Consider the following 14220-nt stretch of genomic DNA (forward strand, 5'->3'; position numbering starts at 1 on the left):
AGGAGGTAAATCTAATGGCTAAAAAATCAATGATTGCTAAGAACAAACGTCCAGCGAAGTTCTCTACTCAAGCTTATACTCGTTGTGAAAAATGTGGTCGTCCACATTCAGTTTACCGCAAATTTAAACTTTGCCGTGTTTGCTTCCGTGAATTAGCTTACAAAGGACAAATTCCTGGTGTAACAAAAGCATCTTGGTAATTTAAGATATCAAGGGCGTCAAAACTTTAAGTGAAAATAGGAAACTTGACGAAGAAACTGAAGTTTCTAGGAAAGTTTATCTTTTTCACACAGAGTTTAGCCCGGGTTCAGTTGGGCTTGCCAATTTGAACACGAGCTACAGCTTTGGCAAAAAAGACCAATTTGCTTTGGAGCATCGCTCCTGCATCAAATTGCCTATTTTCGCTCTTGCTGTTACGCTCTTTGTATCATGTATTAACTAGCAAGTGCAACTTGCAAACTACTAGTAAGAGGAGAAAAACAAAATGGTTATGACTGACCCAATCGCAGACTTCCTAACTCGTATTCGTAACGCTAACCAAGCTAAACACGAAGTACTTGAAGTACCTGCATCAAACATCAAAAAAGGGATTGCTGAAATCCTTAAACGCGAAGGTTTTGTAAAAAACGTTGAAATCATCGAAGATGACAAACAAGGCATCATCCGTGTATTCCTTAAATACGGACCAAACGGTGAAAAAGTTATCACTAACTTGAAACGTGTTTCTAAACCAGGACTTCGTGTCTACAAAAAACGTGAAGACCTTCCAAAAGTTCTTAACGGACTTGGAATTGCTATCCTTTCAACTTCTGAAGGTTTGCTTACTGATAAAGAAGCACGCCAAAAGAATGTTGGTGGGGAAGTTATCGCTTACGTTTGGTAATATTTAGCTCCCAATTTCTTTGTGACTCTTCGTTATCGTCTCTTGCCTAACCTAAAGTTATGCCTGCGAGACGCTGCTTAGATTCACTTTGAAATTGAAACCTAAATGTTCCTTTAAATCGAGGAATCGATTTAACCCCGTGAAAACTGGCCGTTCTGGCCTGACAATTTAACAGGAGAAAATAAACATGTCACGTATTGGTAATAAAGTTATCGTGTTGCCTGCCGGTGTTGAACTCACTAACAATGACAACGTTGTAACTGTAAAAGGACCTAAAGGAGAACTTACTCGTGAGTTCTCAAAAGATATTGAAATCCGTGTGGAAGGTACTGAAGTAACTCTTCACCGTCCAAACGATTCAAAAGAAATGAAAACTATCCACGGAACTACTCGTGCCCTTTTGAACAACATGGTTGTTGGTGTATCAGAAGGATTCAAGAAAGAACTTGAAATGCGCGGGGTTGGTTACCGTGCACAACTTCAAGGATCTAAACTTGTTTTGGCTGTTGGTAAATCTCATCCAGACGAAGTTGAAGCTCCAGAAGGAATTACTTTTGAACTTCCAAACCCAACAACAATCGTTGTTAGCGGAATTTCAAAAGAAGTAGTTGGTCAAACAGCTGCTTACGTACGTAGCCTTCGTTCACCAGAACCATATAAAGGTAAAGGTATCCGTTACGTTGGTGAATTCGTTCGCCGTAAAGAAGGTAAAACAGGTAAATAATGTTGAGTGGTTGATTCTCAACCACCAACCTATTTTCCAACTTTGTGCATAGCACACGATTTAAAACTAAAGAGGTGAAAACTGTGATTTCAAAACCAGATAAAAACAAACTCCGCCAAAAACGCCACCGTCGCGTTCGCGGAAAACTCTCTGGAACTGCTGATCGCCCACGTTTGAACGTATTCCGTTCTAATACAGGCATCTACGCTCAAGTGATTGATGACGTAGCGGGTGTAACGCTCGCAAGTGCTTCAACTCTTGACAAAGAAGTTTCAAAAGGAACTAAAACTGAACAAGCCGTTGCTGTCGGTAAACTCGTTGCAGAACGTGCAAACGCTAAAGGTATTTCAGAAGTGGTGTTCGACCGCGGTGGATATCTATATCACGGACGTGTGAAAGCTTTGGCTGATGCAGCTCGTGAAAACGGATTGAAATTCTAATAGGAGGACACTAGAAAATGGCATTTAAAGACAATGCAGTTGAATTAGAAGAACGCGTAGTTGCTGTCAACCGTGTTACAAAAGTTGTTAAAGGTGGACGTCGTCTTCGTTTCGCAGCTCTTGTTGTTGTTGGTGACCACAACGGTCGCGTAGGATTTGGTACTGGTAAAGCTCAAGAAGTTCCAGAAGCAATCCGTAAAGCAGTAGATGATGCTAAGAAAAACTTGATCGAAGTTCCTATGGTTGGAACAACAATCCCACACGAAGTTCTTTCAGAATTCGGTGGAGCTAAAGTATTGTTGAAACCTGCTGTAGAAGGTTCTGGAGTTGCCGCTGGTGGTGCAGTTCGTGCCGTTGTGGAATTGGCAGGTGTGGCAGATATTACATCTAAATCACTTGGTTCTAACACTCCAATCAACATTGTTCGTGCAACTGTTGAAGGTTTGAAACAATTGAAACGCGCTGAAGAAGTTGCTGCCCTTCGTGGTATTTCAGTTTCTGATTTGGCATAAGAAAGGGGATAAAATGGCTCAAATTAAAATTACTTTGACTAAGTCTCCAATCGGACGCATTCCATCACAACGTAAAACTGTTGTAGCACTTGGACTTGGCAAATTGAACAGCTCTGTTATTAAAGAAGATAACGCTGCTATCCGTGGTATGATCACAGCAGTATCTCACTTGGTAACAGTTGAAGAAGTAAACTAATGAATTTTTAGGGGATGTGCACTATACCATCCCCTAAAACTAGATATAGTCATCTATGATGATGTTGTATAGGCGAGTTGATGGGGGAGACAACCTTTTCTCCCTTATCGGCGCTAGCATTTTACAAAAGAGGAGAAAATAAAATGAAACTTCATGAATTGAAACCTGCAGAAGGTTCTCGTAAAGTACGTAACCGCGTTGGTCGTGGTACTTCATCAGGTAACGGTAAAACATCTGGTCGTGGTCAAAAAGGTCAAAAAGCTCGTAGCGGTGGCGGAGTTCGCCTTGGTTTTGAAGGTGGACAAACTCCATTGTTCCGTCGTCTTCCAAAACGTGGATTCACTAACATCAACGCTAAAGAATACGCAATTGTGAACCTTGACCAATTGAACGTCTTTGAAGATGGTGCTGAAGTTACTCCAGTTGTTCTTATCGAAGCAGGAATTGTTAAAGCTGAAAAATCAGGTATTAAAGTTCTTGGTAACGGTGAGTTGACTAAGAAATTGACTGTGAAAGCAGCTAAATTCTCTAAATCAGCTGAAGAAGCTATCACTGCTAAAGGTGGTTCAGTAGAAGTCATCTAAGAGAGGTGACCTATGTTTTTTAAATTATTAAGAGAAGCTCTTAAAGTCAAGCAGGTTCGATCAAAAATTTTATTTACAATTTTTATCGTTTTGGTCTTTCGTATCGGAACTAGCATTACAGTTCCTGGTGTGAATGCCAATAGCTTGAATGCTTTAAGTGGATTATCCTTCTTAAACATGTTGAGCTTGGTCTCAGGGAATGCCATGAAAAACTTCTCAGTTTTTGCTCTTGGTGTTAGTCCCTACATTACGGCCTCTATCGTTGTCCAACTCTTGCAAATGGATATTTTACCCAAATTTGTAGAGTGGGGTAAACAAGGGGAAGTAGGTCGAAGAAAATTAAATCAAGCTACTCGTTATATTGCTCTTGTTCTAGCCTTTGTGCAATCTATCGGGATTACAGCTGGTTTTAATACTTTGGCTGGAGCTCAATTGTTGAAAACAGCTCTTACACCACAAGTCTTTATCATGATTGGTATCATCTTAACAGCTGGTAGCATGATTGTGACTTGGTTGGGAGAGCAAATTACAGATAAGGGATACGGAAATGGTGTTTCTATGATTATCTTTGCCGGGATTGTTGCCTCAATTCCAGAGATGATTCAGGGCATCTATGTGGACTACTTTGTGAACGTCCCAAGTAGCCGTATCAACTCATCTATCATTTTCGTAATCATTTTGATTATTACTGTATTGTTGATCATTTATTTTACAACCTATGTTCAACAAGCAGAATACAAAATTCCAATCCAATATACTAAGGTTGCACAAGGTGCTCCATCTAGCTCTTACCTTCCTTTGAAGGTAAACCCTGCTGGAGTTATTCCTGTTATTTTTGCAAGTTCGATTACTGCAGCGCCTGCGGCTATTCTTCAGTTTTTGAGCGCTACAGGTCATGATTGGGCTTGGGTAAGAACAGCACAAGAAATGCTGGCAACAACTTCACCAACTGGTATTGCCATGTATGCTTTATTGATTATTCTCTTTACATTCTTCTATACGTTTGTACAGATTAATCCTGAAAAAGCGGCAGAAAACCTACAAAAGAGCGGTGCCTATATCCATGGAGTTCGTCCTGGTAAAGGTACAGAGGAATATATGTCTAAACTTCTTCGTCGTCTTGCAACTGTTGGTTCTCTCTTCCTTGGTGTGATTTCTATTTTACCGATCGTAGCAAAAGATGTTTTCGGACTTTCAGAAGCAGTTGCTTTTGGAGGAACCAGTCTTTTGATCATTATCTCTACAGGTATTGAAGGAATCAAACAATTGGAAGGTTACCTATTGAAACGTAAGTATGTTGGTTTCATGGATAGAACAGAATAAAAGTATTTACTGATACTCTTCGAAAATCAAATTCAAACCACGTCAGCTTCACCTTGCCGTACTCAAGTACAGCCTGCGGCTAGCTTCCTAGTTTGCTCTTTGATTTTCATTGAGTATGAATCAGTAAATGCTGAGGGAGTGGAGGTTTAACTCTAACATTAGTGAGAGTTTGGTCTCCCCTCTTCTATTTTGTTTTTAAATAGGGGTGAAAAGACTTTTTGCTTCTATTTAAAAATAAAATAAGGAGATCAAATCATGAATCTTTTGATTATGGGCTTACCTGGTGCAGGTAAGGGAACTCAAGCAGCAAAAATCGTAGAACAATTCCATGTTGCACATATCTCAACTGGTGATATGTTCCGCGCTGCAATGGCAAATCAAACTGAAATGGGTGTTCTTGCTAAGTCATACATTGACAAGGGTGAATTGGTTCCTGACGAAGTTACAAATGGAATCGTAAAAGAACGTCTTTCACAAGATGATATTAAAGAAACAGGATTCTTGTTGGATGGTTACCCACGTACAATTGAACAAGCTCATGCTTTGGACAAAACATTAGCTGAACTTGGCATTGAACTAGAAGGGGTCATCAACATTGAAGTGAATCCAGATAGCCTCTTGGAACGTTTGAGTGGTCGTATTATCCACCGCGTAACTGGAGAAACTTTCCACAAGGTCTTTAACCCACCAGTTGACTATAAAGAAGAAGATTACTACCAACGTGAAGATGATAAGCCTGAGACAGTCAAACGTCGTTTGGATGTGAATATTGCTCAAGGAGAACCAATCATTGCTCACTACCGTGCCAAAGGTTTGGTTCATGACATCGAAGGTAATCAAGATATCAATGATGTCTTCTCAGATATCGAAAAAGTATTGACAAATTTGAAATAAAGCGTTTTTCACACTTGCAAAAATCCGCTACAAATGTTATACTAAGATAGTCTGACTTATAATTGTTGTCTCTGTGTCTAGAGGCATCGAATCGAAATTTATGGAGGTGCTTTTGCGTGGCAAAAGACGATGTGATTGAAGTTGAAGGCAAAGTAGTTGATACAATGCCGAATGCAATGTTTACGGTTGAACTTGAAAATGGACATCAGATTTTAGCAACAGTTTCTGGTAAAATTCGTAAAAACTATATTCGTATTTTAGCGGGAGATCGTGTTACTGTCGAAATGAGTCCATATGACTTGACACGTGGGCGTATCACTTACCGCTTTAAATAATCGAAAAACTTGGAGGGATAAGAAATGAAAGTAAGACCATCGGTCAAACCAATTTGCGAATACTGTAAAGTTATTCGTCGTAATGGTCGTGTTATGGTAATTTGCCCAGCAAATCCAAAACACAAACAACGTCAAGGATAAGATAGAAAGGAGAAAACATGGCTCGTATTGCTGGAGTTGACATTCCAAATGACAAACGCGTAGTAATCTCATTGACTTATGTTTATGGTATCGGACTTGCAACATCTAAGAAAATTTTGGCTGCTGCTGGAATCTCAGAAGATGTTCGTGTACGTGATCTTACATCAGATCAAGAAGATGCTATCCGTCGTGAAGTGGATGCAATCAAAGTTGAAGGTGACCTTCGTCGTGAAGTAAACTTGAATATCAAACGTTTGATGGAAATCGGTTCATACCGTGGTATCCGTCACCGTCGTGGACTTCCTGTCCGTGGACAAAACACTAAAAACAACGCTCGCACTCGTAAAGGTAAAGCTGTTGCGATCGCTGGTAAGAAAAAATAATATAGGAGGTAAAAGTCTTGGCTAAACCAACACGTAAACGTCGTGTGAAAAAGAATATCGAATCTGGTATTGCTCATATTCACGCTACATTTAATAACACTATTGTTATGATTACTGATGTGCATGGTAATGCAATTGCTTGGTCATCAGCTGGTGCTCTTGGTTTCAAAGGTTCTCGTAAATCTACACCATTCGCTGCTCAAATGGCTTCTGAAGCTGCTGCTAAATCTGCACAAGAACACGGTCTTAAATCAGTTGAAGTTACTGTAAAAGGTCCAGGTTCTGGTCGTGAGTCAGCCATTCGTGCGCTTGCTGCCGCTGGTCTTGAAGTAACAGCAATTCGTGATGTGACTCCAGTGCCACACAATGGTGCTCGTCCTCCAAAACGTCGCCGTGTATAATCATCGCATTACACTGCTTTTCGTTTAAGAGGGAGTAACTAAATGATCGAGTTTGAAAAACCAAATATAACAAAAATTGATGAAAATAAAGATTATGGCAAGTTTGTAATCGAACCACTTGAACGTGGCTACGGTACAACTCTTGGTAACTCTCTTCGTCGTGTACTTCTAGCTTCTCTACCAGGAGCAGCTGTGACATCTATCAACATTGATGGTGTGTTACATGAGTTTGACACAGTTCCAGGTGTTCGTGAAGACGTGATGCAAATCATTCTGAACATTAAAGGAATTGCAGTGAAATCGTACGTTGAAGACGAAAAAATCATCGAACTGGATGTTGAAGGTCCTGCTGAAGTAACAGCTGGTGACATTTTGACAGATAGCGATATTGAAATTGTAAATCCAGATCATTATCTCTTTACAATCGGTGAAGGTTCTTCTCTAAAAGCGACTATGACTGTTAACAGTGGTCGTGGATATGTACCTGCTGATGAAAATAAAAAGGATAATGCACCAGTTGGAACACTTGCTGTAGATTCTATTTATACACCAGTTACAAAAGTCAACTATCAAGTGGAACCTGCTCGTGTAGGTAGCAATGATGGATTTGACAAATTAACCCTTGAAATCTTGACAAATGGAACAATTATTCCAGAAGATGCTTTAGGGCTTTCAGCACGTATTTTGACAGAACATCTTGATTTGTTTACAAATCTTACTGAGATTGCTAAGTCAACTGAAGTGATGAAAGAAGCTGATACTGAATCTGACGACCGTATTTTGGATCGTACGATTGAGGAACTGGACTTGTCTGTGCGTTCATACAACTGTTTGAAACGTGCCGGTATCAATACTGTGCATGATTTGACAGAAAAATCTGAAGCAGAGATGATGAAAGTACGAAATCTTGGACGCAAGAGTTTGGAAGAAGTGAAACTCAAACTCATTGATTTGGGTCTTGGATTAAAAGATAAATAAAGGAGGAATAAATGGCTTACCGTAAACTAGGACGCACTAGCTCACAACGTAAAGCAATGCTTCGCGATTTGACAACTGACCTTTTGATCAACGAATCAATCGTGACAACTGAAGCTCGTGCTAAAGAAATCCGTAAAACTGTTGAAAAAATGATTACTCTAGGTAAACGTGGTGATTTGCATGCACGTCGTCAAGCAGCTGCTTTCGTTCGTAATGAAATCGCATCTGAAAACTATGATGAAGCAACTGATAAGTACACTTCTACTACAGCACTTCAAAAATTGTTCTCAGAAATCGCACCTCGTTATGCTGAACGTAACGGTGGATACACTCGTATCCTTAAAACTGAACCACGTCGTGGTGATGCAGCGCCAATGGCGATCATCGAATTAGTATAAAATCATCAATTTTGTTGAGTGTTATGATGATGGAGTCTTGTGCTCTTAGTCTAGCTCTGGTCTACCGCTAGGATTTCGGTCCTAGCGGGAACACTCATCATAAGTTGGGATAGTAGACGCTTGTTTACGAAATTGTTTTTTTCTTAAGAACAACTTCGTAAGCAGGCGTTTTTGAGTATTTTAGTTGGAATTATGCTATACTATTTGAAAAGAATCCTGTTTAATGTTCAGGTTTCCTATTAAAAGAAGAATTGGAGTTTGCTTATGAAAGCGATTATAACTGTTGTTGGTAAAGATAAATCTGGAATTGTTGCAGGTGTTTCTGGTAAAATTGCAGAATTGGGTTTGAATATTGATGATATCTCTCAAACTGTTTTGGATGAATATTTCACGATGATGGCTGTCGTCTCTAGTGATGAAAAACAAGATTTCACTTATCTTCGTAATGAATTTAAAGCTTTTGGACAAACTTTGAATGTGAAAATCAATATTCAGAGTGCAGCGATTTTCGAAGCTATGTATAATATCTAGGAGGTTATCATGGATATTAGACAAGTTACTGAAACCATCGCCATGATTGAGGAGCAAAACTTCGATATCAGAACTATTACCATGGGGATTTCCCTTTTGGACTGTATCGATCCAGATATCAATCGTGCTGCGGAGAAAATTTATCAAAAGATTACGACCAAGGCAGCTAATTTAGTGGCTGTTGGTGACGAAATTGCAGCTGAGTTGGGAATTCCAATCGTTAATAAGCGTGTATCGGTGACACCTATTTCTCTGATTGGAGCAGCGACAGATGCGACGGACTACGTGGTTCTGGCAAAAGCGCTTGATAAGGCTGCGAAAGAAATCGGTGTGGATTTTATTGGTGGTTTCTCAGCCTTGGTACAAAAAGGTTATCAAAAGGGAGATGAGATTCTCATCAATTCTATTCCTCGTGCTTTGGCTGAAACGGACAAGGTCTGCTCGTCAGTCAATATCGGCTCAACCAAGTCTGGTATCAATATGACGGCTGTCGCAGATATGGGACGAGTTATCAAGGAAACGGCAACTCTATCTGATATGGGGGCAGCTAAGTTGGTTGTATTCGCTAATGCTGTTGAGGACAATCCGTTTATGGCAGGTGCCTTCCATGGTGTTGGGGAAGCTGATGTTATCATCAACGTCGGGGTTTCTGGTCCTGGTGTGGTGAAACGTGCCTTGGAAAAAGTTCGTGGACAGAGCTTTGATGTAGTAGCAGAAACAGTCAAGAAGACTGCCTTCAAAATCACTCGTATCGGTCAATTGGTTGGTCAAATGGCTAGTGAGAGACTGGGTGTGGAGTTTGGTATTGTGGACTTGAGTTTGGCGCCAACTCCTGCAGTTGGAGATTCTGTTGCACGTGTCCTTGAAGAAATGGGCCTAGAGACAGTTGGAACACACGGGACGACGGCTGCCTTGGCTCTCTTGAATGACCAAGTTAAGAAGGGCGGAGTTATGGCCTGCAACCAAGTCGGTGGTTTGTCTGGTGCCTTTATCCCTGTTTCAGAGGATGAGGGGATGATTGCTGCAGTGCAAAATGGTTCTCTTAATTTGGAAAAACTAGAAGCAATGACGGCTATCTGTTCTGTTGGTTTGGATATGATTGCCATCCCAGAAGATACACCTGCTGAAACCATTGCCGCCATGATTGCAGATGAAGCTGCAATTGGTGTCATTAACATGAAGACAACAGCTGTTCGTATCATTCCCAAAGGAAAAGAAGGCGATATGATTGAGTTTGGTGGCCTATTAGGAACTGCACCTGTTATGAAGGTCAATGGAGCTTCGTCTGTCGATTTCATCTCTCGTGGTGGACAAATCCCAGCACCAATTCATAGTTTTAAAAATTAAGAAAATAGGAGAAATTTTAAGTTCTATTTAAGGTTGGATGTGTATACTATAATCATTAAATAAAGACCTCCTAATATTATTTGAAACAGATAACACTGATTTAGTTTGAATTTGATTTTCATCTAATATCTTTATTTAATAGAACTCCTAAACTTTTTCATAATAATCTCCTGCAAAAGTCACCTGTCTGGGTGGCTTTTGTTTTATCATCCATGATATAATAGAAGCAAATGGAGGACGGAAAATGGTAAAAGTACGATTGTATTTGGTACGTCATGGCAAGACTATGTTTAACACGATTGGTCGCGCGCAAGGTTGGAGCGATACTCCCTTAACTGCTGAAGGTGAACGAGGGATTCAAGAATTAGGAATCGGTTTGCGAGAATCTGGTCTGCAGTTTGAGCGCGCTTATTCCAGTGATTCTGGCCGCACCATTCAGACAATGGGAATTATCCTTGAAGAACTTGGTTTGCAGGGGAAAATCCCTTATTGCATGGACAAGCGTATCAGAGAATGGTGTTTTGGTAGCTTTGACGGGGCCTACGATGGCGATCTTTTCATGGGCATTATTCCTCGTATCTTTAATGTGGACCACGTTCACCAATTGTCTTATGCTGAACTGGCTGAGGGCTTGGTAGAGGTTGATACAGCTGGTTGGGCTGAAGGCTGGGAAAAACTCAGTGGCCGAATCAAGGAAGGTTTTGAAGCGATTGCCAAAGAAATGGAAGAACAAGGTGGGGGCAACGCTCTCGTTGTCAGCCATGGAATGACCATTGGAACCATTGTTTATCTGATTAATGGCATGCATCCGCATGGTCTCGATAATGGTAGCGTGACGATCCTTGAATATGAGGACGGTCAGTTTAGCGTTGAGGTTGTCGGCGACCGTAGTTACCGAGAACTAGGACGTGAGAAGATGGAGGAGACAAACAATCTATAGAAGTTAGCTCCAAGTGTGAGCTAATTTTTTATACTGCTAAATAAGCTGGATTTGCGATTCAGTCTTTCTTACCATCCAAGTCTAAAAGAACATTTCTCATCTTTCAAATTCCCTCAAAAATGGTATAATAGTAACATCACAAAATTGGAGAGAGACCATGAGTTTTTATAATCATAAAGAAATTGAGCCTAAGTGGCAGGGTTACTGGGCAGAACATCATACATTTAAGACAGGAACAGATGCATCAAAACCGAAGTTTTATGCTCTTGATATGTTCCCTTATCCATCTGGAGCGGGTCTGCACGTAGGACACCCAGAAGGCTATACAGCGACAGATATCCTCAGCCGTTACAAACGTGCGCAAGGCTACAATGTCCTTCACCCAATGGGTTGGGATGCTTTTGGTTTGCCTGCAGAGCAATATGCTATGGATACTGGTAATGACCCAGCAGAATTTACAGCTGAAAACATTGCTAACTTCAAACGCCAAATCAATGCGCTTGGATTTTCTTATGACTGGGATCGTGAAGTCAATACAACAGATCCAAACTACTACAAGTGGACGCAATGGATTTTCACTAAGCTTTACGAAAAAGGTTTGGCCTATGAAGCGGAAGTACCAGTAAACTGGGTTGAGGAATTGGGAACAGCTATTGCTAATGAAGAGGTTCTTCCTGATGGAACTTCTGAGCGTGGAGGCTATCCAGTTGTTCGCAAACCAATGCGCCAATGGATGCTCAAAATCACGGCCTATGCGGAGCGTTTGCTCAATGACTTAGATGAACTAGATTGGCCAGAGTCTATCAAGGATATGCAGCGCAACTGGATTGGAAAATCAACTGGTGCCAATGTAACCTTCAAGGTTAAGGGAACTGATAAGGAATTCACTGTCTTTACTACTCGTCCTGATACTCTTTTCGGTGCGACTTTCACTGTTTTGGCTCCTGAGCATGAATTGGTTGACGCTATCACAAGTCCAGAGCAAGCAGAGGCTGTAGCAGACTACAAACACCAAGCTAGTCTCAAGTCTGACTTGGCTCGTACCGATCTTGCTAAAGAAAAAACTGGTGTTTGGACAGGTGCTTATGCTGTAAACCCTGTTAACGGTAAAGAAATCCCAATCTGGATTGCCGACTACGTATTATCTAGCTATGGAACAGGTGCTGTCATGGCTGTGCCTGCCCACGATCAACGTGACTGGGAATTTGCCAAACAATTTGACCTTCCAATCGTCGAAGTACTTGAAGGTGGAAACGTTGAAGAAGCTGCCTACACAGAAGATGGCCTTCACGTTAATTCAGACTTCCTAGATGGACTCAACAAAGAAGACGCTATTGCTAAGATCGTGGCTTGGTTGGAAGAAAAAGGCTGTGGACAAGAGAAGGTTACCTACCGTCTCCGCGACTGGCTCTTTAGCCGTCAACGTTACTGGGGTGAACCAATTCCTATCATTCATTGGGAAGACGGAACTTCAACAGCTGTCCCTGAAAGTGAATTGCCACTTGTCTTGCCTGTAACCAAGGATATCCGTCCTTCAGGTACTGGTGAAAGTCCACTAGCTAACTTGACAGATTGGCTTGAAGTGACTCGTGAAGATGGTGTCAAAGGTCGTCGTGAAACCAACACCATGCCACAATGGGCAGGTTCAAGCTGGTACTACCTCCGCTATATTGACCCACACAACACTGAGAAATTGGCCGATGAGGATCTTCTTAAACAATGGTTGCCAGTCGATATCTACGTTGGTGGAGCAGAGCATGCCGTTCTTCACTTGCTTTATGCTCGTTTCTGGCACAAATTCCTCTATGACCTCGGTGTTGTTCCGACTAAGGAACCATTCCAAAAACTCTTTAACCAAGGAATGATTTTGGGAACAAGCTACCGTGACCATCGCGGGGCTCTTGTGGCAACTGATAAGGTTGAAAAACGTGACGGTTCTTTCTTCCATGTAGAAACAGGGGAAGAGTTGGAGCAAGCGCCAGCCAAGATGTCTAAATCGCTCAAGAACGTTGTCAACCCAGACGACGTGGTGGAACAATACGGTGCTGATACCCTTCGTGTCTATGAAATGTTCATGGGGCCACTTGATGCTTCAATCGCTTGGTCAGAAGAAGGTCTGGAAGGAAGCCGTAAATTCCTTGACCGTGTTTACCGTTTGATTACAAGTAAGGAAATTGTTGCGGGAAACAATGGTGCTCTTGACAAGGTCTACAATGAAACAGTCAAAGCTGTCACTGAGCAAATTGAATCATTGAAATTCAACACAGCCATTGCCCAACTCATGGTCTTTGTCAATGCGGCTAACAAGGAAGACGAACTCTATGTGGACTACGCCAAAGGCTTCGTTCAGTTGATTGCGCCTTTTGCACCTCACTTGGCAGAAGAACTCTGGCAAACAGTTGCAGCAACAGGTGAGTCTATCTCTTATGTAGCTTGGCCTACTTGGGACGAAAGTAAATTGGTTGAAGACGAAATCGAAATCGTTGTCCAAATCAAGGGAAAAGTCCGTGCCAAACTCATGGTAGCCAAAGACTTATCACGCGAAGAATTACAAGAAATCGCTTTAGCGGATGAAAAAGTCAAAGCAGAAATTGATGGTAAGGACATCGTGAAAGTGATTGCAGTACCGAATAAATTGGTTAATATCGTTGTGAAATAAGATAGGAATCCTTCAGAGTAGAATCTGGAGGATTTTTTATTTGACAGGAAGTTTCTGTTTTGTTAACATGATTAACAAAGGAAAGAGAGATTATGGATAAAAAAGAATTTATTGCATTTAATAATCGTTTCAATAGATTTATTTTAGCGTTTGACCAGTTAAAAAAAAATCAACATAAAAGTGGTGTTGACAAATCCATTACTTTGAATGAGGTACATTTGATTGTTGTGATTGGGAAAAATCAGCCCTTAAATCTAGTAAAATTATCTGAATTATTAGAAGTTTCGAGAAGTGCAATAACTCAAAGTGTTAGAAGATTGATTCAAAAAAATTTAGTTGTTTTTGATTTTGATCCGAATAATGGGAAAAATAAATATTTGAGATTATCTGAAAAAGGCATCGAAATTTTAAAAATCCATAAGGAGCAACAAGCACATATTGAAAAATCGGTCTTTTCAGTTTTAAACAACTATAGCGAGATGGAACTTCAAACAGTTGTGAAATTGATGGATGATATTGAAAAGGTGTGGGGAGAATTACCGTGGTAAAAG

The 14220-nt window shown here is 40.8% G+C and carries 20 protein-coding genes; all 20 read left to right on the forward strand.

Features of this window, described 5'->3' with window-relative positions:
- The first annotated feature begins 14 nt into the window (after nucleotides 1-14).
- The 20 genes from QM424_RS04560 (at nucleotide 15) to QM424_RS04655 (ending at nucleotide 14217) form a co-directional block, all read left to right on the forward strand.
- The gene (locus QM424_RS04560; protein WP_001085697.1) at nucleotides 15-200 is read left to right on the forward strand and encodes a type Z 30S ribosomal protein S14; all 186 of its coding nucleotides are present in this window, start codon (nucleotides 15-17) and stop codon (nucleotides 198-200) included.
- A 284-nt stretch (nucleotides 201-484) separates the two neighbouring features.
- Entirely contained in the window at nucleotides 485-883 is a 399-nt protein-coding gene (gene rpsH, locus QM424_RS04565) for a 30S ribosomal protein S8 (protein WP_000245504.1), read from the forward strand.
- A gap of 187 nt (nucleotides 884-1070) precedes the next feature.
- Complete coding sequence (gene rplF, locus QM424_RS04570; protein ID WP_000086640.1) at nucleotides 1071-1607, forward strand: 50S ribosomal protein L6; 537 nt, start codon at nucleotides 1071-1073, stop codon at nucleotides 1605-1607.
- A gap of 83 nt (nucleotides 1608-1690) precedes the next feature.
- Nucleotides 1691-2047 carry a 50S ribosomal protein L18 gene (rplR, locus tag QM424_RS04575; RefSeq protein ID WP_000624044.1) on the forward strand — a complete coding sequence of 119 codons (357 nt, stop codon included), beginning with the start codon at nucleotides 1691-1693 and terminating at the stop codon, nucleotides 2045-2047.
- A gap of 17 nt (nucleotides 2048-2064) precedes the next feature.
- Nucleotides 2065-2559: a 30S ribosomal protein S5 gene (gene rpsE / locus QM424_RS04580; protein ID WP_000874202.1), complete on the forward strand. Its 495-nt coding sequence runs from the start codon at nucleotides 2065-2067 to the stop codon at nucleotides 2557-2559.
- A 13-nt stretch (nucleotides 2560-2572) separates the two neighbouring features.
- A complete protein-coding gene (gene rpmD, locus QM424_RS04585; protein WP_000057241.1) occupies nucleotides 2573-2755 on the forward strand; it encodes a 50S ribosomal protein L30 in 183 nt (60 codons plus the stop codon).
- 143 nt (nucleotides 2756-2898) lie between these two features.
- Complete coding sequence (rplO, locus tag QM424_RS04590) at nucleotides 2899-3339, forward strand: 50S ribosomal protein L15 (protein ID WP_000766088.1); 441 nt, start codon at nucleotides 2899-2901, stop codon at nucleotides 3337-3339.
- 12 nt (nucleotides 3340-3351) lie between these two features.
- Nucleotides 3352-4662, forward strand: coding sequence for a preprotein translocase subunit SecY (secY, locus tag QM424_RS04595; RefSeq protein WP_000465403.1), 1311 nt, complete (start codon nucleotides 3352-3354; stop codon nucleotides 4660-4662).
- Between the two features lie 255 nt (nucleotides 4663-4917).
- Nucleotides 4918-5556: an adenylate kinase gene (locus tag QM424_RS04600; protein ID WP_001050436.1), complete on the forward strand. Its 639-nt coding sequence runs from the start codon at nucleotides 4918-4920 to the stop codon at nucleotides 5554-5556.
- Between the two features lie 116 nt (nucleotides 5557-5672).
- Nucleotides 5673-5891 carry a translation initiation factor IF-1 gene (gene infA, locus QM424_RS04605; protein ID WP_001029883.1) on the forward strand — a complete coding sequence of 73 codons (219 nt, stop codon included), beginning with the start codon at nucleotides 5673-5675 and terminating at the stop codon, nucleotides 5889-5891.
- 24 nt (nucleotides 5892-5915) lie between these two features.
- Nucleotides 5916-6032, forward strand: a complete 117-nt coding sequence (rpmJ, locus tag QM424_RS04610; RefSeq protein WP_001808836.1) for a 50S ribosomal protein L36 — start codon at nucleotides 5916-5918, stop codon at nucleotides 6030-6032.
- 17 nt (nucleotides 6033-6049) lie between these two features.
- The gene (gene rpsM / locus QM424_RS04615; protein ID WP_000090781.1) at nucleotides 6050-6415 is read left to right on the forward strand and encodes a 30S ribosomal protein S13; all 366 of its coding nucleotides are present in this window, start codon (nucleotides 6050-6052) and stop codon (nucleotides 6413-6415) included.
- Nucleotides 6416-6432: 17 nt separating this feature from the next.
- A complete protein-coding gene (gene rpsK, locus QM424_RS04620; protein WP_001118385.1) occupies nucleotides 6433-6816 on the forward strand; it encodes a 30S ribosomal protein S11 in 384 nt (127 codons plus the stop codon).
- Between the two features lie 42 nt (nucleotides 6817-6858).
- Nucleotides 6859-7794: a DNA-directed RNA polymerase subunit alpha gene (locus tag QM424_RS04625; protein WP_000568988.1), complete on the forward strand. Its 936-nt coding sequence runs from the start codon at nucleotides 6859-6861 to the stop codon at nucleotides 7792-7794.
- Nucleotides 7795-7805: 11 nt separating this feature from the next.
- The gene (rplQ, locus tag QM424_RS04630; protein WP_000331493.1) at nucleotides 7806-8192 is read left to right on the forward strand and encodes a 50S ribosomal protein L17; all 387 of its coding nucleotides are present in this window, start codon (nucleotides 7806-7808) and stop codon (nucleotides 8190-8192) included.
- Between the two features lie 264 nt (nucleotides 8193-8456).
- Entirely contained in the window at nucleotides 8457-8723 is a 267-nt protein-coding gene (locus tag QM424_RS04635; RefSeq protein WP_261062913.1) for an ACT domain-containing protein, read from the forward strand.
- 9 nt (nucleotides 8724-8732) lie between these two features.
- Complete coding sequence (locus QM424_RS04640; RefSeq protein ID WP_050203665.1) at nucleotides 8733-10070, forward strand: PFL family protein; 1338 nt, start codon at nucleotides 8733-8735, stop codon at nucleotides 10068-10070.
- A gap of 244 nt (nucleotides 10071-10314) precedes the next feature.
- Nucleotides 10315-11010, forward strand: a complete 696-nt coding sequence (locus tag QM424_RS04645; protein ID WP_101785523.1) for a histidine phosphatase family protein — start codon at nucleotides 10315-10317, stop codon at nucleotides 11008-11010.
- Nucleotides 11011-11167: 157 nt separating this feature from the next.
- Nucleotides 11168-13669 (forward strand): leucine--tRNA ligase, encoded by a 2502-nt coding sequence (gene leuS / locus QM424_RS04650; RefSeq protein ID WP_414393263.1) that lies wholly within the window; start codon nucleotides 11168-11170, stop codon nucleotides 13667-13669.
- Nucleotides 13670-13761: 92 nt separating this feature from the next.
- Nucleotides 13762-14217: a MarR family winged helix-turn-helix transcriptional regulator gene (locus tag QM424_RS04655; protein ID WP_414393265.1), complete on the forward strand. Its 456-nt coding sequence runs from the start codon at nucleotides 13762-13764 to the stop codon at nucleotides 14215-14217.
- The last annotated feature ends 3 nt before the right edge of the window (nucleotides 14218-14220 follow it).

Source organism: Streptococcus mitis, from assembly GCF_047464945.1.
GTDB classification, from domain to species: domain Bacteria; phylum Bacillota; class Bacilli; order Lactobacillales; family Streptococcaceae; genus Streptococcus; species Streptococcus mitis_EA.